The sequence below is a fragment of the Phenylobacterium sp. genome (assembly GCF_035569475.1).
In the GTDB taxonomy this organism is placed as follows: Bacteria; Pseudomonadota; Alphaproteobacteria; order Caulobacterales; family Caulobacteraceae; genus Phenylobacterium.
This window is the reverse complement of record NZ_DATMNA010000067.1, coordinates 16117-34093: the sequence shown is the minus strand read 5'-3', so window position 1 is coordinate 34093 and position 17977 is coordinate 16117. Positions and strand designations below refer to the sequence as shown.

General features: G+C 69.6%; 20 protein-coding genes. 5 read left to right on the top strand and 15 right to left on the bottom strand.

All coding sequences use genetic code 11. The features are described 5' to 3' along the window. Positions 1-40: 40 nt before the first annotated feature. The 7 genes from pstB to phnC all read right to left on the bottom strand — a co-directional run bounded on the left by pstB (position 41) and on the right by phnC (position 6703). A complete protein-coding gene (pstB, locus tag VNW53_RS10435) occupies positions 41-856 on the bottom strand; it encodes a phosphate ABC transporter ATP-binding protein PstB (protein WP_325555541.1) in 816 nt (271 codons plus the stop codon). Then, on the bottom strand, positions 853-1698 hold the full coding sequence (pstA, locus tag VNW53_RS10430; RefSeq protein ID WP_325555540.1) for a phosphate ABC transporter permease PstA: 846 nt from the start codon (positions 1696-1698) through the stop codon (positions 853-855). The genes pstB and pstA overlap by 4 nt, the downstream gene beginning before the upstream one ends. Continuing rightward, positions 1695-2678, bottom strand: a complete 984-nt coding sequence (pstC, locus tag VNW53_RS10425; protein ID WP_325555538.1) for a phosphate ABC transporter permease subunit PstC — start codon at positions 2676-2678, stop codon at positions 1695-1697. Before pstC ends, pstA begins: the two co-directional genes overlap by 4 nt. A gap of 70 nt (positions 2679-2748) precedes the next feature. Further along, positions 2749-3789 carry a phosphate ABC transporter substrate-binding protein PstS gene (gene pstS, locus VNW53_RS10420; protein WP_325555537.1) on the bottom strand — a complete coding sequence of 347 codons (1041 nt, stop codon included), beginning with the start codon at positions 3787-3789 and terminating at the stop codon, positions 2749-2751. Between the two features lie 279 nt (positions 3790-4068). Further along, on the bottom strand, positions 4069-4875 hold the full coding sequence (gene phnE, locus VNW53_RS10415; RefSeq protein WP_325555553.1) for a phosphonate ABC transporter, permease protein PhnE: 807 nt from the start codon (positions 4873-4875) through the stop codon (positions 4069-4071). A 5-nt stretch (positions 4876-4880) separates the two neighbouring features. Further along, positions 4881-5915 (bottom strand): phosphate/phosphite/phosphonate ABC transporter substrate-binding protein, encoded by a 1035-nt coding sequence (phnD, locus tag VNW53_RS10410; protein WP_325555535.1) that lies wholly within the window; start codon positions 5913-5915, stop codon positions 4881-4883. Then, positions 5912-6703 carry a phosphonate ABC transporter ATP-binding protein gene (gene phnC / locus VNW53_RS10405; protein ID WP_325555534.1) on the bottom strand — a complete coding sequence of 264 codons (792 nt, stop codon included), beginning with the start codon at positions 6701-6703 and terminating at the stop codon, positions 5912-5914. The genes phnD and phnC overlap by 4 nt, the downstream gene beginning before the upstream one ends. 246 nt (positions 6704-6949) lie before the next feature. On the opposite strand from phnC, the gene VNW53_RS10400 reads away from it, so the two are divergent. Continuing rightward, the gene (locus tag VNW53_RS10400) at positions 6950-8224 is read left to right on the top strand and encodes a type III PLP-dependent enzyme (RefSeq protein WP_325555532.1); all 1275 of its coding nucleotides are present in this window, start codon (positions 6950-6952) and stop codon (positions 8222-8224) included. 102 nt (positions 8225-8326) lie between these two features. Further along, complete coding sequence (locus tag VNW53_RS10395; RefSeq protein ID WP_325555531.1) at positions 8327-9388, top strand: 1,9-bis(guanidino)-5-aza-nonane synthase; 1062 nt, start codon at positions 8327-8329, stop codon at positions 9386-9388. A 174-nt stretch (positions 9389-9562) separates the two neighbouring features. Here the strand turns inward: VNW53_RS10395 and VNW53_RS10390 are convergent, their stop codons facing one another. From VNW53_RS10390 to VNW53_RS10375, 4 genes are read right to left on the bottom strand one after another with little or no spacing between them, the layout of a single operon-like run. Continuing rightward, positions 9563-10336, bottom strand: coding sequence for an alpha/beta hydrolase (locus VNW53_RS10390; protein ID WP_325555529.1), 774 nt, complete (start codon positions 10334-10336; stop codon positions 9563-9565). Positions 10337-10377: 41 nt separating this feature from the next. Continuing rightward, entirely contained in the window at positions 10378-10809 is a 432-nt protein-coding gene (locus VNW53_RS10385; protein ID WP_325555528.1) for an SHOCT-like domain-containing protein, read from the bottom strand. Between the two features lie 11 nt (positions 10810-10820). Then, complete coding sequence (locus VNW53_RS10380) at positions 10821-11156, bottom strand: hypothetical protein (protein WP_325555527.1); 336 nt, start codon at positions 11154-11156, stop codon at positions 10821-10823. After that, positions 11153-11533, bottom strand: a complete 381-nt coding sequence (locus tag VNW53_RS10375) for a DUF2089 domain-containing protein (RefSeq protein ID WP_325555526.1) — start codon at positions 11531-11533, stop codon at positions 11153-11155. The genes VNW53_RS10380 and VNW53_RS10375 overlap by 4 nt, the downstream gene beginning before the upstream one ends. 48 nt (positions 11534-11581) lie before the next feature. Here VNW53_RS10375 and VNW53_RS10370 point away from each other — a divergent pair, with 48 nt between their 5' ends. Further along, positions 11582-12463 (top strand): phosphatase PAP2 family protein, encoded by an 882-nt coding sequence (locus tag VNW53_RS10370; protein WP_325555524.1) that lies wholly within the window; start codon positions 11582-11584, stop codon positions 12461-12463. 174 nt (positions 12464-12637) lie between these two features. On the opposite strand, the gene VNW53_RS10365 is transcribed toward VNW53_RS10370, so the two are convergent. Continuing rightward, a complete protein-coding gene (locus VNW53_RS10365; protein WP_325555523.1) occupies positions 12638-13414 on the bottom strand; it encodes a molybdopterin-binding protein in 777 nt (258 codons plus the stop codon). Beyond that, a complete protein-coding gene (locus VNW53_RS10360; RefSeq protein ID WP_325555522.1) occupies positions 13411-14241 on the bottom strand; it encodes a cytochrome b/b6 domain-containing protein in 831 nt (276 codons plus the stop codon). Before VNW53_RS10360 ends, VNW53_RS10365 begins: the two co-directional genes overlap by 4 nt. A gap of 141 nt (positions 14242-14382) precedes the next feature. Here VNW53_RS10360 and VNW53_RS10355 point away from each other — a divergent pair, with 141 nt between their 5' ends. Next, complete coding sequence (locus VNW53_RS10355) at positions 14383-15300, top strand: thioesterase family protein (RefSeq protein ID WP_325555521.1); 918 nt, start codon at positions 14383-14385, stop codon at positions 15298-15300. Here VNW53_RS10355 and VNW53_RS10350 read toward each other — a convergent pair. Then, positions 15297-16178, bottom strand: coding sequence for an alpha/beta hydrolase (locus VNW53_RS10350; protein ID WP_325555520.1), 882 nt, complete (start codon positions 16176-16178; stop codon positions 15297-15299). The genes VNW53_RS10355 and VNW53_RS10350 overlap by 4 nt on opposite strands. Positions 16179-16229: 51 nt before the next feature. Here VNW53_RS10350 and VNW53_RS10345 point away from each other — a divergent pair, with 51 nt between their 5' ends. Continuing rightward, complete coding sequence (locus VNW53_RS10345; protein WP_325555519.1) at positions 16230-16661, top strand: DUF488 domain-containing protein; 432 nt, start codon at positions 16230-16232, stop codon at positions 16659-16661. 42 nt (positions 16662-16703) lie between these two features. On the opposite strand, the gene VNW53_RS10340 is transcribed toward VNW53_RS10345, so the two are convergent. Continuing rightward, entirely contained in the window at positions 16704-17918 is a 1215-nt protein-coding gene (locus VNW53_RS10340; RefSeq protein ID WP_325555518.1) for a pentapeptide repeat-containing protein, read from the bottom strand. Positions 17919-17977: the final 59 nt, after the last annotated feature.

Below are 17977 nucleotides of genomic sequence, written 5' to 3'. Positions count from 1 at the left end.
CCTCTTCTCCCCCCGGGTGAAACGAGGGGGCGCGAGGTCCTCAGCCGAAGCGGCCGGTGATGTAGTCGGAGGTGCGCCGGGTCGCCGGCCGGGTGAAGACCTCGTCGGTGGCCCCGAACTCCACCAGCTCGCCCAGGTACATGAAGCCGGTGTAGTCGCTGACCCGCGCCGCCTGGCCCAGGTTGTGGGTGACGATGATGATGGTGTGGTCGGCCTTGAGCTGGGTCACCGTCTCCTCCAGCTTGGCGCTGGAAATCGGGTCGAGCGCCGAGGTGGGCTCGTCGAGCAGCAGGACCTCCGGGCGCACCGCCACCCCGCGCGCCACGCAGAGCCGCTGTTGCTGGCCGCCCGACAGGCCCAGGCCGGAGCCCTTCAGGTTGTCCTTCACCTCGGTCCACAGGGCGGCGCGGGTGAGGGCCTCTTCCACCCGGGCGTCCATGTCGGCCTTGGAGAGGTTCTCGTAGAGCCGCACGCCGAAGGCCACGTTGTCGTAGATGCTCATCGGAAACGGCGTCGGCTTCTGGAACACCATGCCGACCCGGGCGCGCAGCTTGGCCAGGTCGACGCCGGAGGCCAGGATGTTCTCGCCGTCGAGGACGATCTCGCCCTCGGCCCGCTGGCCGGGGTAGAGCGCATACATGCGGTTGAGCGTCCGCAGCAGGGTGGATTTGCCGCAGCCCGACGGGCCGATCAGGGCGGTGGCCTTGTTCCGCGCGAAGGGGATCGTGACCCCCTTCAGGGCGCGGGACTTGCCGTAGAAGAAGTCGAGGTTCTTCACGTCGACCTTCACCGCGGCGCGGTCGACCTCGGCGATACTGGTCTCGAACTCTTCCACGCCGGGACTGAGGGTGTTCATGAGCGTTTTTGCTCCTGCGCCACGATACGCGCGACAATGGTCACCGCAAGCACGGTGGCGGCGATCAAGAGGGCGCCGGCCCAGGCGAGCTTGCGCCAGTCGTCGTAGGCGCTGAGCGCGAAGTTGAAGATGACCACCGGCAGGTTGGCGGTGGGGTGGCGCAGGTCAAGCGAGAAGAACTGGTTGTTCAGGGCGGTGAACAGCAGGGGCGCGGTCTCGCCGCTGATCCGGGCGAAGGCCAGCAGGGCCCCGGTGAGCAGGCCCGCGCGGGCCGAGCGCCAGAGGATCAGGCGGATGACGTAGGAGAGCGGCGCGCCCAGGGCGACGCCGGCCTCGCGCAGGGTCGAGGCCTGCAGCAGGAGCACGTCCTCGGTGGTCCGGGTGATCACCGGCACGGCCAGCAGCGCCAGGGCCACGGAGCCGGCGAAGCCGGAGAAGCCGTGGAACGGGAAGACCAGGATCTCGTAGACGAACAGGCCCACCAGGATCGACGGCGCCGACAGCAGCACATCGTTCAGGAAGCGCACCACCGCGCCGTACTTCGAGCGCCCGCCGTACTCGGCCAGCCAGGTGCCGGCCAGGACCCCGATGGTCACCGCCATGACCATGGCCAGCACGCACATCATGATCGAACCCGCGATGGCGTTGGCCAGGCCGCCCGGCGAGCCGGGGGCCGGCGTCGACTTGGTGAAGACCTCCAGGTTCAGCCCGCCGAAGCCCTGGGCCAGCAGCGACCAGAGGATCGCGGCCAGCGCGACCAGGGCGAGCGCGGTCACGACCCAGCAGAAGGCCTTGAAGGCGAGGTCCCCGACCCGGCGGCGGACGAGCTTGCCGGCGCTCACAGCCTGGCTCCCTGCCGGCGCAGCATCAGCCGCGCGATGCCGAGGACGGTGAAGGTGATCAGGAACAGCACCAGGCCGAGCGCGATCAGGGCCGCGGTGTGCACCGGGCTGGTGGCCTCGGTGAACTCGTTGGCGATGGTGGACGCGATGGTCGAGCCGCTGTCGAACAGCGACTTGGGGAAGCTGTGCGAATTGCCGATGATGAAGGTGACCGCCATGGTCTCGCCGAGCGCGCGGCCCAGGCCCAGCATCACCGCGCCGATGGCGCCGGCCCGGACGTAGGGCAGGGTCACGCTCATCACCACCTCTGCGGTGGTCGCCCCCAGGCCGTAGGCGCTCTCGCGCACGGCGGGCGGCACGGTCAGCAGCAGCTCGCGCAGGGTCGCGGCCATGAACGGCAGGATCATGATCGCCAGGATGATCGAGGCCGGCAGGATGCCCGAGCCGTTGGGGATGCCCGTGGTCAGGGTCTCCAGCAGGGAGCCCGGCTTGGCGGCCGCCATCAGCGGCAACTGGATGTATTTGGCGAACAGCGGGGCGAAGACGAACAGGCCCCACATGCCGTAGACGATCGAGGGGATGCCGGCCAACAGCTCGACCGCGGTGCCGATGGGCCGGCGAAGGGGCGCAGGGCACAGTTCGGTGAGGAAGAAGGCCACGCCGCCAGCCACCGGCAGCGCTATGGCCAGCGCCAGGGCTGCGGTCACCAGGGTGCCGACGATCGGGCCCGCGGCGCCGTAGACGTCGGTCACCGGGTTCCAGGTGGCGCTGAACAGGAATCCGAAGCCGAACCGCTTCAGCGCGGGCCAGCCGCCGATCAGCAGCGAGCCGATGATCCCGCCCAGCGACAGCAGGAGGGTGGTCGCCGCGGCGAAGCACAGGCCTTCGAAGACCTGGCCGACGAGCGCGCCCCGCGGGGCGGAGCGCCGGGCCGGAGCGCCAGCTTTTGGGCCAGGTGCGGGAAGGGCTGCGTCGGACATGTCTCTTACGTTGACGGAGGGCCCCGAAGGCCCCGCCGACAAGCGGTCGGCGGGGCCGAGAGGTTCAGTCCTACTTGTAGACCGGCTTTCCGTCCGGACCCACGACCTTGGTCCACGACTTGCGGATGAGGTCCTTCACGGCCGGCGGAAGCGGCACGTAGTCGAGCTGGTCGGCCGCGCCATCGCCGTTCTTGTAGCACCAGTCGAAGAAGCTGAGGACTTCCTTGCCCTTGGCCGCGTCGGTCTGCTTGGTGTGCACCAGGATGAAGGTCGCCCCGGTGATCGGCCAGGCCTCGGCGCCCGGCTGGTCGAGCAGCAGCAGGTAGAAGCCCGGCGCGGAAGCCCACTTGGCGTTGGCCGCGGCCGCCGCGAAGTTCTTGGCGTCCGGCGAGACGAACTTGCCGTTCTTGTTCTGCATCAGGGCGTAGGTCATCGCGTTCTGCTTGGCGTAGGCGTATTCGACGTAGCCGATCGAGCCCGGCGTCTGCTTCACGAAAGCCGCGACCCCGTCGTTGCCCTTGCCGCCCAGGCCCACCGGCCAGGAGACGCTGTCGTTGGCGCCGACCTCGGTGGCCCAGTGCTGGGCCTTCATGCTGAGGTAGGTGGTGAACAGGAAGGTGGTGCCCGAGCCGTCCGAACGGTGGACGACGGTGATCGGCAGGTTCGGCAGCGCCACGCCCGGGTTCGCCGCCACGAGCAGCGGGTCGTTCCACTTCTTGATCGCACCGCGATAGATGTCGGCCAGGTTCGCGCCGGTCATCTTGAGCTGGCCGGGCTTGATGCCCGGCAGGTTCATCACCGGCACCACGCCACCGACCACGGTCGGGAACATGGCCAGGCCGTTGGCGGCCAGGTCGTCCGGCTTCAGCGGCTTGTCGCTGGCGCCGAAGTCGACGGTGGAAGCTTCGATCTGCTTGATGCCGCCGCCGGAGCCGATGGCCTGATAGTTCAGGCTGGTCCCGGTCTGGGCCTTATAGGTCTCGGCCCACTTGGCGTAGACCGGTTGCGGGAAGGTCGCGCCCGCGCCCGAAATCGAGCCCGCCGCATGGGCCATGGTGGCCGCGCCGGCGATCAGGGCCGCGCCGAACGCCGCCCCTAGAATCTTCAACATGGTTCTCTCCTGAAAAGAGCGTCCCATCCACGCCGCTCTCGGCTGGGTGATTAACGTCCGCCGACGACAGTTTGGTGACAGCGGCCGCCGCCGCGCCGATCCTGTCATGCGACTGTCATGGAATCGTCGGCTCGCCGTCACGGAGAGCTTCTACAGCCCGTCCCAGGCCACCGGAACCCCTGCAGGCGGTCCGGAGGCCACGGAATCCCCGCGAGCCTAGACGCCGCCGCCCATCGCGGCGGCGTTCTTTTGCCTGCACCCTGTTCTTCCCGGCCAGGCTCAGAGCAGGCGCGAACGCATGAGCTGGGAGAGGATATCGATCATCGTCACCGCCACGATGATCACGATGATGATCGCCGACAGGTGGTGGTAGTCGAAGGCGTTCAGGGTCTCGAACAGGAGCTGGCCGATGCCGCCGGCGCCGATCAGGCCCAGCACCGTGGCCGAGCGCGAGTTGGATTCGAAGCGGTACAGCGCATAGGACGTCCAGTGCGGCGCCACCTGCGGGATGACGCCCCAGATGATCTCGTGCAGGCGCGTGGCGCCGGTGGCGCGGACGCCCTCGACGGGGGCCTTGTCGATGGACTCCACGGCCTCCGAAAACAGCTTGGCGAGAACGCCGCCGGTGTTGATCGCGATGGCCATGACGCCCGCGAAGGGGCCCAGGCCCACGGCCACGATGAACAGGGTGCCGATCACCAGGTCGGGGATGGCGCGCAGCAGGTTCATCAGCACCCGCAGCGGCTGCTGCAGCCAGACCGGCGAGATGTTGCGCGCGCAGGCCAGGCCGAAGGGCACCGCGATCACCACCGCGAGCGCCGTGCCCCACATGGCGATCTGGATGGTGAGCCACATCTGGCCGATGTAGAGGCGGATCTGGTCGAAGTTCGGATGCAAGAGCTCGCCGCCGAACTCGCGCATGTTCTGCGAGTTGGTGAACAGCTTGGCGGCGTGGCTCATCTCCACCGGCTTGACCGCCATCACCAGCAGCACGGCCACCAGCCCCCAGACGAGCATGTCGGGGGCCCGCTGCGCGAGGGAGCGGGTCGGCGGCGGCGGGACCTCGCCGCCGGCGGGCGCGGCCATCGTCATCAGACGTTGGGCTCCTTGGCCCGCTTCTGCTCGGCCGCGGCGTGGATCTTGTCATAGGCCGCCTGGGCGGCGGCGATCTTGGCGGGATCGCCGGCGTGGCGCGCCTCGCCCAGCGCCTCGGAGGCCTGCATCTCGCGGATCGGGTCCAGGTAGCTGTCGTCGGCCGGGCGGAAGCCGCCATAGGCCATCTTCTTCAGCACCTCGCGCTGCTTGTCGGCGATGGGGCCGGTCCCCGTCCCGTAGGTCAGGAAGAACTGGCGCATCTTCTCCTTGATCGCCGGGTCCAGGTCCTTGCGCGCCACGATCGAGCTCTCCGGCAGGGGCGGCGAGGTCCAGAGGATGTCCAGGCTGTCGGCCAGCTTCGGGTTCTCGCGCTTGAAGAACAGGATGCCGACCGTGTTGTTGGACGCCACGTCCAGCACGCCGTTGGCGACCGCGGCGCTGTTGGCCTGGTGGCTGGAGGAGCGGACGGTCTTGAAGCACTTGGCCGGCTCGATCCCGCGCGGCGTGAAGAGATAGGCCAAGGGGGCCAGCGTGCCCGAGGTCGACTGGGCGTCGGCCATGCCGAACGAGTATTTCGCGCCGCAGGCCAGGACCTTGTCCAGAGTGATGCCGCTGCCCTTCTTGGCGATCAGCACCGAGGCGTAGGTGGCGTCGCCGCCGGCGTCGACGATCCGGCCCAGCACCTCGCCGTCGGAGCGCTGCACGGCGTCGAGGGCCGGCAGCGCCGAGAACCAGCCCACCTGCACCTGCTTGAAGCGCATGGCCTCGATCAGGGAAGCGTAGTTGCTGACGTAGCGCGCGGTCACCTTGACGCCGATCTGGGCGGACATGTCGTCGAGCAGCGGCTGCCAGATGGGCCCCATGGAGGCCTGGTTCTCGGCCGGCAGGATGCCGAAGACGATCTCCTTCGGCTGGTCGGCCGCGCCGTTGCTCTTGGGGCTGCAGGCGCTGAGGCTGAGGGCGCCCGCGCCGAGGACGGCGGCGAGGCCGAGCGCGCCCCCGAGCGCGCCCACGAGGCGGCGGCGGATCATTTCGGAGCTCCTTCCCAGAAGACGTCTTCGAATTCCGGACCGTAGATGTCGATCAACTGCTTGGTCTCCAGCCGGCTGGCCGGCCCGTCGTAGACGATATGGCCGGCCTTCAGCGCGATCACCCGGTCGCAGTAGCGGAGCGCATAGTCCACCTGGTGCAGGGTGACGAGAACGGTCAGGCCGTCCTGCCGGTTCAGGTCGCGCAAGCTCTCCATCACCTTGCGCGCGGCGACCGGGTCGAGGGAGGCCACCGGCTCGTCGGCGAGGACGATCCGGGCCTCCTGGACCAGGGCCCGGGCGATGGCCCCGCGCTGCTGCTGGCCGCCGGAAAGGGTGCCGGCCCGCTGGCCGGCGTAGTCGGCCACGCCGACGCGGGCGAGCGCGGCCATGGCCGCGGCCTTGGTCTCGTCCGGCCAAAGGCCCAGCAGGCCCCGCCAGGTCTCGATGCGGCCCAGGGAGCCCAGGGCGACGTTGGTGAACAGCGACAGCCGGCCGACCAGGTTGAACTGCTGGAAGATGAAGCCGATCCGGGTGCGGGTCTTGCGCACGCCGTTGCTGATGCGTCCGTTCTCCTGCACCGGGCCGCCGAACGCCTCGATGACGCCCTCGCCGGCGTCGATGGTCTGCAGGCCCGAGATCGAGCGCAGCAGGGTCGACTTTCCGGAGCCGGAGGGCCCGATCAGGGCGATCATCTCCCCCTCGCGGACCTCGAGCGAAACGCCGTCGAGCGCGCGCCGCGCGCCGAAGCTCTTCGAGGCCTTCCGGATGGACAGGACGGCGTCTGACATGGACGGCTTAGGCTTCCCCGATCGACCCACGCAAAGGGGCGCATCCGCCGGTCCCCTGCCCCGGCTTCATGGCACGCCCGCCGCCATGCGGTCCAGCGCGTCAACAATAGGTTAGCCCTAGTTGTGGATAGAACGCTTTACATCCGGGTTCGATGACCCTATGTGGCGCGTTCCGGCGGACCCGATGTCCTGAAAAGCGCTGCTAACGCCGGATTGGGTTCAACTATCCGTTGGGGGTTACGTGAATTGCACACGTATCATACGCCCCTGGACCTGGTCCGTGATCGCTCACCGGAACGTCCCGTCGCACTCGCGCGACCGGATGCGGTAGCGACAGCGGCGCGCTGGTTCCAGGACAACTTCAAAGGCGACGTCTTCTACGCTGTCAAAGCGAACCCTTCGCCGTGGGTTATTGAAACCCTCGCCGCGAATGGCGTGACCTCGTTTGACGTGGCCTCGATCCCGGAGATCGAGCTGGTGACCGCCCACGCGCCCGGCGCGCGGATGGCCTTCATGCATCCGGTGAAGAGCCGCAAGGCCATCTCCGAGGCCTATGAGCGCTTCGGGGTGAAGACCTTCGCCTTCGACACCCACGAGGAGCTGGCCAAGATCCTCGAGGCCACCGGCGACGCGCGCGACCTGACCCTGATGGTTCGGCTGGCGGTCAGCGCCACCGGCGCGGCCTATTCGCTCAGCGGCAAGTTCGGCGTCGAGACCCACGAGGCCTCGGCCCTGCTGCTGGCCGCGCGCCGCGCGACGGAAGACCGCCTGGGCGTCTCCTTCCATGTGGGCAGCCAGTGCATGCGCCCGACCGCGTTCCAGGCCGCCATGGCCCAGGCCAGCCGCGCCATCGTTCGCGCCGGCGTCATGGTCGACATCGTCGACGTGGGCGGCGGCTTCCCCAGCGTCTATCCGGGGATGGTCCCGCCGGACATGGCCGACTATCTCGACTCGATCGACCGCGGCTTCGCCGAGATGATGGTCCACGAGGACACCGAGCTGTGGTGCGAGCCCGGCCGCGCCCTGGTGGCGGAAGGCTCGTCGATCCTCACCAAGGTCGAGCTGAAGAAGGGCGACGCGCTCTATCTGAACGACGGCAGCTACGGCAGCCTGTTCGACGCGGCGCACACCAAATGGCCCTTTCCGGTGAAGCTGTTCCGCGCCGAAGGCGGCGAGGCCAGCGAAGTGGAGGGCCCCCTGCGGCCCTTTCGTTTCTACGGGCCGACCTGCGACAGCCTCGACCACATGCCGGGGCCGTTCTGGCTGCCGGAGGACGTCCGCGAGGGCGATTACGTCGAGATCGGCATGCTGGGCGCCTATGGCGTGGCGATGAACACCCGCTTCAACGGCTTCGGCGACGCCGAGACCGTGGTGGTGGCCGACGCGCCCATGGCCTCGATGTTCGGCCTGGCCGGCCGCTCCATCCGCCTGCCCCGCGAGGCGCAGGAGGAGGAACGCAACAAGGTGGTCCGCCTGTCCCGCCCTAAAGGCGCGGCCGGCAAGAAGCGCCGGCGGCGGTAACAGCGGACATATATCGCGTGCTAAAGGCGCGGCCGGTCGCTCCGTCCCGGTCGCGCCTCTCCTATGGACGGGCGATCACCTCTCAGAAGGGAACTTCCGAAGATGAACGCTGACGTTCAGAAATCGAACCGCAAGGCCGAGCTGCTGGCCAACACCGTCGAGCACGTGGCGATCGACCAGTACGACGCCCGTCCGGTCATCGACGCCATGCGCAAGATGAGCTTCACCAGCCGCGACACCGCGCGCGCCGCCGACATCTGGTCTATGAGCCTGGAGGACGCCGACTGCTCGACCTGGCTGACGCTGGCCGGCTCCACCAGCGCCGGCGGCTGCATGCACATCTACCGGGACATGCTGAAGTACGGGATGATCGACGTGGTGGTGGCCACCGGCGCCTCCATCGTCGACATGGATTTCTTCGAGGCCCTGGGTTTCAAGCACTACCAGGCCCAGGGAGGCGTCGACGACCGCGACCTGCGGGACCTCTACATCGACCGGATCTACGACACCTACATCGACGAGGAAGAGCTGCAGAACTGCGACGGGACGATCTACGCCCTGTGCGAGATGCTGGAGCCACGCCCCTATTCGTCCCGCGAGTTCATCTGGGAGATGGGCAAGTGGCTGGCCGCCGGCAACGCCAAGAAGCCGGGTTCCCTGGTGCAGACCGCCTATGAGGAAGGCGTGCCGATCTTCTGCCCCGCCTTCGTGGACTCCTCGGCGGGCTTCGGCCTGGTGAAGCACCAGGTGGAGCGGATGAAGGCCGGCAAGCCCTACCTCACCATCGACGCGGTCGCCGACTTCCGCGAACTCACCGACATCAAGATCGCCGCCGGAGCCACGGGCCTGTTCATGGTCGGCGGCGGGGTGCCGAAGAACTTCGCCCAGGACACCGTGGTCTGCGCCGAGATCCTCGGCCACGAGGTCGCCATGCACAAATACGCCGTGCAGATCACCGTCGCCGACGTGCGTGACGGCGCCTGCTCGTCGTCCACGCTCAAGGAGGCCTGCTCCTGGGGCAAGGTCGATGTCACCTGGGAGCAGATGGTGTTCGCCGAGGCCACCACGGTGGTGCCGCTGATCGCGTCCGACGCCTGGCACCGGAGCTCGTGGAAGACCCGCACCAAGCGCCGCTGGAACAAGCTGTTCGGGAAGGCGGCCTAGCCGCCGTTCCTTTCCCATTTGTGGGAAAGGGGGACCGTTGGCCGACCCGGCGAAGCCGGGGAAGAGCCAAGGGTGGATAGGGCAAGCCGCAAGCTCGGCGCGTCCGCTTTCCCTCTCCACCATTCCCTCTACGGGGAATGGTCCCCCCTCTCCCGCTGCGCGGGAAAGGAAGGTTCACACGTTGGCGAGCTCGCGGACCGCGTCGGCGATGGCGCGGTGATCCTTGCGCAGAATGCCGGTGTGGTTGCTCGCGACCCTGGCGCTGATCTTGAGGTTCGGGTTGCGCGCGAGGATCGGGTCGAGCACGGTCCGCCCCTGGTCCATCTCGCCGCCCTTGGCCCCGAGGCTGTCACCCGTGGCCAAGACGAACCGCACCGGGCAGGTCAGGCGGTCGAGGACCGGTACGCTGGCCGCGCCGATCTCGTTGGCGTCGATGTTGACTTCGATGTGCTCGTCCGTGGTCATCCGCGCGGTTAGGCCCAACGCTCGCGCCAGCGGCATCAGCAAGCGCATCTGGCCGAACAGCTTCCGGATCCGCGCCCGGCCGGCCTCACCCGTCAGGCCGGCGGGAAAAGCGTCCACGGTCACGACCCCCAGAACGCGATCCGGATTCCGGTCGGCCCAGCGCCAAGCCAGTATCCCTCCGTAAGACCAGCCCACCAGCAGCGGCCGTTCCACGCCCCTCGCCTTCAGGACCGCATCCAAATCCCGGAGGGCCGTCTCGAACGAATAGTCCGCCGAGCGCTTCGACTTGCCGCGGGCGCGCATGTCGTAGGTGATGTGCCGGTCGTCGCCGCCGAGGTCGGCGATGACGCGCCGCCAGTGCGACTGATCGGCATAGGCGCCGTTCAGGTAGACCACGGGCCGGCCGGGCCCGCCGGTGTCGCGCACGTACAGCGCGCTGTCATCGACGGGCATCATGCCGGTCCAGGCGGATGGCGGGGTCATGGCCTCCCTTTCTTCAGCGCCGGAAGCAGATCGGTGGAGGCTTACTCGCAGTAGACCCGCACCTTGGCGTCGGTGGAATCCACATCGACGCTGAAGTCGTCGAGGTGCGAGATCAGCTCCTCGAGATTCTCGGGCTTCAGCTGGCCGATGTCGAAGGGCACGCCGTTCTTGGCGAGTTCGGCGTTGACCTGGTCGCGGGCGCCCGGCGGGATCAGGCTGGTCAGCCGCACGCCGGCCCTGAGCAGGGCCATGGGCACGCGGATGTTGACCTTGGTGGGCCCGTCATCGTCCGTCGCATCCACCGACACGCGCAGATATTTCGGCGGCGGCTTGTTGTGGCCCGTGGACGGGCCGTCCGGGGATCGTGGCGCCGAGCCGGCGCCTTCCATGGCGTTGATGAGACGCTCGGCCTCATCGGCGCTGATCTTTCCATCGGCCAGCATCTGCAGGACCGAGCGGCGGTCGTTGTTCATGGGGAGGTCTCCTAGAAAATCCTGATGCGGATGAGGGCATCGTGGGTGTCGACCTCGACCACCGTGCCGCCGAGGCTCAGCAGCAGGGCGCCGATGCCCATGACCGTCGCGAACGGCCGGTAGCCGTAGGGCGGCGGGGCGAACCAGATCAGCGGCGACAAAAGGATGGCGAAGGGCGCCAGCAGCAGGGAGATCGCCGTCATCGGCAGCCACAGGCGCACGACGATGCGGCGCGGCGGCGTGGCGGGCGCCGCGGTCGGGCGGGCTGGCGCAGCTCGCGTTTGGGCGGCGCGGGCCTCCATGGCGGCGAGGCCGAAGTGGCGCACGGCTCTCGGTGTGGGCGTCATCGGCGTCCCTCCAGTTCGGCGACAGCCTGGTCGGCAGTGATCTCGCCGCGGGCGAGGCGCTCCAGCACCTCCTCGCGGCTGGGCGTGGGATCGGTCTCGACGAACTCCAGCCCTCCGGCGATGCGGTTCAACCGGGCCTTGATGGTCGGATAGGAGACGCCGAACACCTGCTCCATCTCCTTGATCGAGCCGTGGCTGCGTACGAAGGCGGCCACGAAGACCTGGTCCTCGGCGGAGAGCCGGGCCAGGCGCGGCAGCTCGAAGGCGCCCTCGATGGCCACGCCCTGCTCGACGAGCCGCACCCGCTCCACGACGATGGGCCGGCCGCGGGTCAGCTCGCTCAGCACCTGCCAATCTTGTGTTTTCGTATCTCTCATGTTTCATATATTCATTTTATCAATTTTGATGTCAAGTTTTTTGATTCCATGGCGAACGCGGCCTCGGACGTCTTCGCCTCCGTGGTTGAATCCGCCGTGCAGCTCTGCAACACCGGAGCGGCAGCGTGGGAGATCGGGATGAGCTGGAAACTTGCGATGGCGGCGACGGCCGCGGCGGTGCTGACCATGGGCGCCGATCCCGCCCCCGCGCCGATGGCGACGCAGACCGCCCAGGGCTACCTGGGCGCGGCGGCGCCTGACACCTACAGGATCCTGCCGCCGGCGCCGGTGGCCGGGACCACGCGATACGAGGCGGACCGGGCGATCTTCCGCAGCACGCGGGCCTTCAAGGACACCCCGCGGTGGGCGCTGGCCCAGAACGACGTCAACCAGGCGGCGATCCTGAAGGACCTGAGCTGCGCGGTGGGCGTCGAGCTGACCTCGGCCAATGCGCCAACGACCACGGCCATGATCCTGCGCGTGGGCCGCGACGTCAGCCGGGCTACCGACCGCCCCAAGGACATCTACAAGCGCCAGCGGCCGTTCCTGGTCGACAAGGGCGAGACCTGCATCGAGCAGAGCGACGCCCTGGCCAAGAGCCCGGACTACCCCTCCGGCCACAACACCTGGGGCTGGACCGTGGGCCTGATCCTGGCCGAACTCGCGCCGGACCGGGCGACCGAAATCCTTAGCCGGGCGCGCGCCTTCGGCGAGGGCCGCCTGGTCTGCGGCGTGCACAATCTGAGCGCCGTCGAGGCCGGGCGCATGAACGGCTCGATCGTGGTCGCCGGCCTGCACGGCTCGGCGGAGTTCCGCAGGGACATGGAGACCGCCCGCCTGGAAGTCGCCGCGGCCCGCAAGGCTGGCCCGGCGCCCGACCCCGCCGCCTGCGCCAAGGAAGCCGCCGTCGTGGCGCAGAACCCGTACTGAACGCCTCTCCCCCGAGCGCAGCGAGAGAGGGAGAGGTTGGGAGAGGGCGGCTGAGCCCTTCCGTTGCGCCTACGGGAGGCAAGGGTCCTCGATCGACTGTCGGCGGATCACCGCTTCACGAGCCGCCCTCTCCCAACCTCTCCCTCTCGGCTCCGCCGGGGGAGAGGACGTGGATCAGATCCCCGCGTACCACTCGTAGCCGCGGTCTTCCCAGAAGCCGCCATTGCCGCGGCCCAGGTGGCGGTAGTCGTCCACCGCCTCGATCCGCATGACGTACTTGGCGTGCTTGTAGCCGAGCTGGCGCTCCACGCGCAGGCGCAGCGGCGCGCCGTGGGCCACCGGCAGGGGCTGGTCGTTCATGGCGTAGGCCAGGATGGTCTGCGGGTGGTAGGCGTCGATCAGGTCGATGCTCTCGTAGTACTGGCCCGAGCCGTCGAGCGTCTGCTCCAGGGTGTCGCCGCAGTGGAAGACGATGTAGCGGGCGGTCGGCTTCAGGCCGGCCCGGTCGAGCAGCGGACCCAGCCGCGCCCCGGTCCATTTGCCGATCGACGACCAGCCCTCGACGCAGTCGTGGCGGGTGATCTGGGTGCGCGCGGGCATCCCGCGCAGGTCCGCCAGGCTGAGCGACAGCGGCCGCTCGACCAGCCCGTCCACCACCAGCCGATAGTCCGCGAAGGCCTTGGCCTTCAGGGCCAGGTAGTCGGGGTCCTGCGGGTCGATGGAGCCGTTGGGCCGGAAGTCGCCCGAGATGTCGGCGGGGGTGAACTCGCGTGCGAGGGCCTTGCGGTCGATGACCAGGCGTTGCGCGCGCCGCGTCAGGCCCTCGGCGCTCTGCAGCACGGCCACGCCCCTGGAGCTGTTGGTGATCCTGTCGCAGGCCGCCAGGACCAGGGCGCCGGCCGAGGCCAGGCCCGCCCGCAGCCAGCCGCGGCGATGGGTCGAAAAGGTCATGCCGCCTCTCCGGTCTTGTCGGGGACGATGGCGTAACGGCCGGTGATCATCGAGCGGATGTTGTTCCAGGTTCCCGAGGCCACCACCATGAACAGGTGCAGCAGCACGAAGCCCACGATCGAAAAGGCGGTGAGGAAGTGGATCGTCCGCGCCGACTGCCGGCCGCCGAAGGCGTCCACCAGCCAGGGCGCGCCGGCGTCGAAGCCGGGCGACATGCAAAGCCCGGTCAGGACCATCAGCGGCAGCAGGATCAGCACCACCGCGAGGTAGGCGCCCTTCTGCAGGACGTTGTAGCGGCGCGCCGCCTCGCCCTTGGGGAACTTGAGCTGGGCGTGGGTGACGATCTCATGCCAGACGTTGCGCGGCGCCACGTCGGCCTTCGTGGGGACCAGGTCCTTGGCGATGTGGCCGCGGCCCAGGCCCACCAGCCAGTAGACGAGGCCGTTCAGCACGAAGAGCCAGGCGAAGAAGAAATGCCAGTGGCGGCTGTCGGCCAGGTCGCGCTCGCTGGGTACGGTCGCCCAGGACGGGAAGGCCACGGCCTCTTCCGAGCCGGGCTTGCCGGAATAGCCCAGCACGCCGGTGGTGTCGAACCTCGCCGAGCCGATCCGGGTGACGCCGACGATGCGGTTTCCCTGCGGCTCGGCGGTCATGGAGATCCAGGGGTGGGCGAAGGTCGCCTTCTGGCCCCAGTACAGCGCCGGGTGGGCGCCGAAGATGTTGAGCCCGCTCATCAGCAGCAGGGTCAGCGCCAGGACATTGATCCAGTGGGTGATCCGCGTCACCGCCGCGTGGCGATAGACCAGGACCTTCTGCGGATTGGCCATGTTCGCGAACGTTCCTTGCCGCAGCCCCGCGCAGCGAGCCGCCCCATCTGACACGAAATCCTATTCGGAGGCGAGGCGACCGAGGTTACATCGCGCACGGGCGTCCCTAGGTTGGCGTCTCGGCGTTCGGGGGAGGACTCATTGGGCGAGGCGGTCGAGGTCTGGCGCGGCAGCGTGGCCATGTGGGAATGCGACGCCATGGGCCACCTGAACGTCGGCTTCTACGTGGCCAAGGCCATGGAGGGGCTGGCGGGGCTGGCGGCGGAGCTCGGCATGGCCGGCGCCTTCGCGCCCGACGCCCGGGCCACCCTGATCGTGCGCGATCAGCACATCCGCTTCCTGCGCGAGGCCCGGCCGGGCGCGCCGCTGGTCATGTCGGGCGGGGTCGTCGAGCTCGGCGAGAGCGAGGCCCGGCTGCTGCTCCTGCTGCGCCACCGCAGCGGCGAACTCGCGGCCAGCTTCCAGACCGTCGTGGCCCACGCCACCGCCCGCGACGGCCGCGCCTTCCCCTGGCCGGCGCGCGTGCGCGAGCGGGCCCGGGCCCTGACGCTCGAGGTCCCCCCGGAGGCGGCGGCCCGCAGCATCGGCCTCGAGCCCGTCCAGAGCCGCGCGGGCCGCAGGCGCGCCGACGAGCTCGGCCTGCCGCGCACGGCGCTGGGCGCGGTCGGCGCCGGCGACTGCGACCTCTTCGGGCGGATGCGCACGGAACTGATGATGGCCCGCATCTCCGACGCCATCCCGCACCTCTTCGAAGGCCGCCGCCCGGGCGCCGAGGCGGCGGGCGCGCGGATCGGCGGGGCGGCGCTGGAATACCGGCTGATCCACCTGGACTGGCCGCGGGCCGGCGACCGGGTGGAGCTGCGCTCCGGCGCTTCCGGCGGCGACGCGCGCTTCCGACGCCTGACCCACTGGCTGCTGGACCCGGAGAGCGGCAAGGCCTGGGGCGTCGCCGAGGCGATCGCGGTCTCCTTCGACCTGGAGACCCGCAAGATGATCACGCTCAGCGCCGAGGCCCTGGCCGAGGCCGACGCCCGCGTGATCCCCGGCCTGACCCTCTAGAAAGCCGCGCAGGCGCCTAGCGTCGCGCGCACCAGGTCCGGACGCTCCATCGGCAGGAAATGGGTCGTGCCCGGCACGGTCTCGATGGTGACGCGGTCGCCCAGCCTGGCAAGCTCAGCCTCCCGGCCCTCGGTGCGGAAGGTGGAGGCCTCGGCGGCGCGCAGGATGCGGACCGGACAGCGGCTGCGCGCAAACGCCGCCCAGGGATCGTAGTTATGGGTGCGGAAGTTCGAGGCCTCCCACTCCGGCGCGCAGGCGAGCGTGACCTCGCCCTCCGCCGTCTCGCGGAAGCCGGCGGCCACATAGTCGGCGAGTTGCTCGTCGCTCCAGGTCCTGAAGGCGCCGCGCCCGCGGTAGGCCTCGAAGGCCGCCTCGCGGCTCGCGAAGGTCGCCCGGCGGCGAAGCGCGCCGCCCACCAGGGGCGACTCGGCCGAGCCGCCCGCGCCCTGCGCCTCGATGGGGAAGATCACCGGGTCGAAGAGGGCGAGCGCGCGCACCCGTCCGGGCTCGGCGGCCGCGGCCAGCAGGCTGGAGGTCCCGCCCATGGAATGGCCCGCCAGCACCACGGGCGCCTCGCAGGCCGCCGCCAGCAGGGCCAGGAGGTCGTCGCGGAACTCCAGCCAGCCCTGGCGGCCCTCGATCGCGGTCGGCAGGGTGCTGGCCCCGTGGCCGCGCAGATCCAGCGCCAGGAGGCGCAGGCTCGCCGCCAGCGGCTGAAGGATCGTGCGATAGGTGCGCGCGTTGAAGCCGTTGGCGTGGGAGAAGACGATGTCCACCGGCCGGTTCTTCGGCCCGAAATCCAGGACCGCCATGGCGCCGCCGCGCCTTGGCAAGGATATGGTCCGCGGCTGCGGCTCGGGGGCGACCTTGGCGTCCATGGTTTCTCCTGCTCAGGGCCCATATAGCCGGGCGAGGCCGCAGGAGAAGAGATGAAGCTTGCCACCATCGGCTATGAGCGCGAGACCCAGCCCGCCGTCATCGGCAAGCTGAAGGACGCCGGGGTCGAGCTGGTGATCGACGTCCGCGCGGTCGCCGCCTCGCGCCGGGCGGGCTTCTCCAAGACGCTGCTGGCCGCCAGCCTCAACGAGGCCGGCATCGGCTATGTCCACCTGCGCCAGCTCGGCACGCCCAAGCCCGGCCGCGACGCGGCGCGGAAGGGCCATGTCGCCGAGATGCACGAGATCTTCCACGCCCACATGGTCGAGCCGGGCGCTCAGATGGAACTGGCCAAGGCCACCGACCTCGCCCGCGACAGGAAGGTCGCCCTGCTCTGCTACGAAGCCGATGCGGCGGGCTGCCACCGGACCCTCCTCGCCAACTGGATCTGCGAAGACCTGGGCTGCGAGATCGAGAACCTGTGACGCCTCGCCCTGAGACGAAGTCCGAAGGGAGAGGCGATCTCCTTAGACTTCCAGCTCGGCGTCGGTCAGGTCGCAGCCGGCCATGTTGGCGCCGTTCATGTCGGCTTCCAGGAAGCGGGCGCGGTGGGCGTGGGCGCCGCGCAGGTCGGCGCCGCGCAGGACGGCGCGGGTGAAGTCGGTGCGCACGAAGCGGCCGTCGCCGACGGTCAGCGGCCCCAGCTTGGCGCCGCGCATGTCGGCGCGGGTGAAGGAGGCGCCGGCCAGCTTGGCCCCGCGCAGGTCGGCGTCTCGCAGGTCGCAGCCGCGGAAGTCGCCCCCTGAGAGGTCGGCGCCCTGGAACTGGACGCCCTGCAGGTCGAGGCCGAAGAAGATGCCGTTGCGGGCGACCAGCGCGGTCAGCCGCCGCTCCTTCAGGCTCTTCATCGGCCGGAAGTCGACGCCGCTCATCTCCACCACCGAGCCGCGCGAGCCGGCGGAGTCGCAATAGGCCTCGTGCTCGGCCAGCACCTTGTCCAGCGGGCGGTCGTCGACCATCACCACCGGCGGCGGGGAGCGCAGGACGTCGCTCATGTCGACGTCGTCGAGGATGGTGTTGCGCAGATTGGCGCCGCTCAGCACCGCGCGCTTCATCGAGGCGCCGGAAAGGTCCGCGCCGGCCAGGTCGGCGCCGGTCAGGTCCGCCCCGTCCAGCACCGCGCGGGTCAGCTTGGCCCCGGCCATCTGGGCGCCGGAGAGGTTGGCGTCGGTGAAGTCGCTGGACATGGCCACCGCGCCGGCCATCTGGGCGCCGGCCAGGTTCGCGCCCGACAGGATGGCGTAGTTCAGCTCGCCCGGACGGTGCTCGTGGCGAAGGATGCGGAAGCCGTCAAGCTTGTCCTGCAGCGCGATGCGGCCCTCGCGCAGGTCGCAGCCGGGCAGCTCGGCGCCGGCCAGGTTGGCGCCGCGCAGGCAGGCCCCGCGCAGGTCGGCGCGGCTGAGGTTGGCGCGCCGCAGGTCGGCCTCGCGCAGGTCGGCGCCGAACAGGATGCCGCGGGTCAGGTTGGCGCGGGCCAGGGTCGCGCCGTGGAAGTTGGCGCCCGCGAAGTCGGCCTCGCGCAGGTCGAGGCCTTCAAGGGTGCAGTTGGAAAGGTCGGCATAGGTCAGGCTGAGCCGCCGCCCGCCCGAACGACCCGCCAGGTAGCGCTGGTGCGCTTCGACCGCCTCGCGCAACGCCTGGGCGTCGAGGGCCAGATGGTGAGGTTGGGCTTGGGATGCCATGACAGACCTTTGCGCGCCGGAACCTGCGCCCTGGTCACTTAAAGAACGGTTGCGCCCCG

Bases quoted from the DNA above. Each gene is read 5' to 3' on its own strand.
- phnE (WP_325555553.1), bottom strand. From the start codon at position 4,875: ATGGCCGCGCCCGCCGGCGGCGAGGTCCCGCCGCCGCCGACCCGCTCC.
- phnC (WP_325555534.1), bottom strand. From the start codon at position 6,703: ATGTCAGACGCCGTCCTGTCCATCCGGAAGGCCTCGAAGAGCTTCGGC.
- VNW53_RS10345 (WP_325555519.1), top strand. From the start codon at position 16,230: ATGAAGCTTGCCACCATCGGCTATGAGCGCGAGACCCAGCCCGCCGTC.
- pstC (WP_325555538.1), bottom strand. From the start codon at position 2,678: ATGTCCGACGCAGCCCTTCCCGCACCTGGCCCAAAAGCTGGCGCTCCG.
- pstB (WP_325555541.1), bottom strand. From the start codon at position 856: ATGAACACCCTCAGTCCCGGCGTGGAAGAGTTCGAGACCAGTATCGCC.
- VNW53_RS10365 (WP_325555523.1), bottom strand. From the start codon at position 13,414: ATGACCTTTTCGACCCATCGCCGCGGCTGGCTGCGGGCGGGCCTGGCC.
- VNW53_RS10375 (WP_325555526.1), bottom strand. From the start codon at position 11,533: ATGAGAGATACGAAAACACAAGATTGGCAGGTGCTGAGCGAGCTGACC.
- phnD (WP_325555535.1), bottom strand. From the start codon at position 5,915: ATGATCCGCCGCCGCCTCGTGGGCGCGCTCGGGGGCGCGCTCGGCCTC.
- pstS (WP_325555537.1), bottom strand. From the start codon at position 3,789: ATGTTGAAGATTCTAGGGGCGGCGTTCGGCGCGGCCCTGATCGCCGGC.
- VNW53_RS10370 (WP_325555524.1), top strand. From the start codon at position 11,582: ATGGCGAACGCGGCCTCGGACGTCTTCGCCTCCGTGGTTGAATCCGCC.
- VNW53_RS10390 (WP_325555529.1), bottom strand. From the start codon at position 10,336: ATGACCCCGCCATCCGCCTGGACCGGCATGATGCCCGTCGATGACAGC.
- VNW53_RS10385 (WP_325555528.1), bottom strand. From the start codon at position 10,809: ATGAACAACGACCGCCGCTCGGTCCTGCAGATGCTGGCCGATGGAAAG.
- VNW53_RS10395 (WP_325555531.1), top strand. From the start codon at position 8,327: ATGAACGCTGACGTTCAGAAATCGAACCGCAAGGCCGAGCTGCTGGCC.
- VNW53_RS10350 (WP_325555520.1), bottom strand. From the start codon at position 16,178: ATGGACGCCAAGGTCGCCCCCGAGCCGCAGCCGCGGACCATATCCTTG.
- VNW53_RS10360 (WP_325555522.1), bottom strand. From the start codon at position 14,241: ATGGCCAATCCGCAGAAGGTCCTGGTCTATCGCCACGCGGCGGTGACG.
- VNW53_RS10380 (WP_325555527.1), bottom strand. From the start codon at position 11,156: ATGACGCCCACACCGAGAGCCGTGCGCCACTTCGGCCTCGCCGCCATG.
- VNW53_RS10340 (WP_325555518.1), bottom strand. From the start codon at position 17,918: ATGGCATCCCAAGCCCAACCTCACCATCTGGCCCTCGACGCCCAGGCG.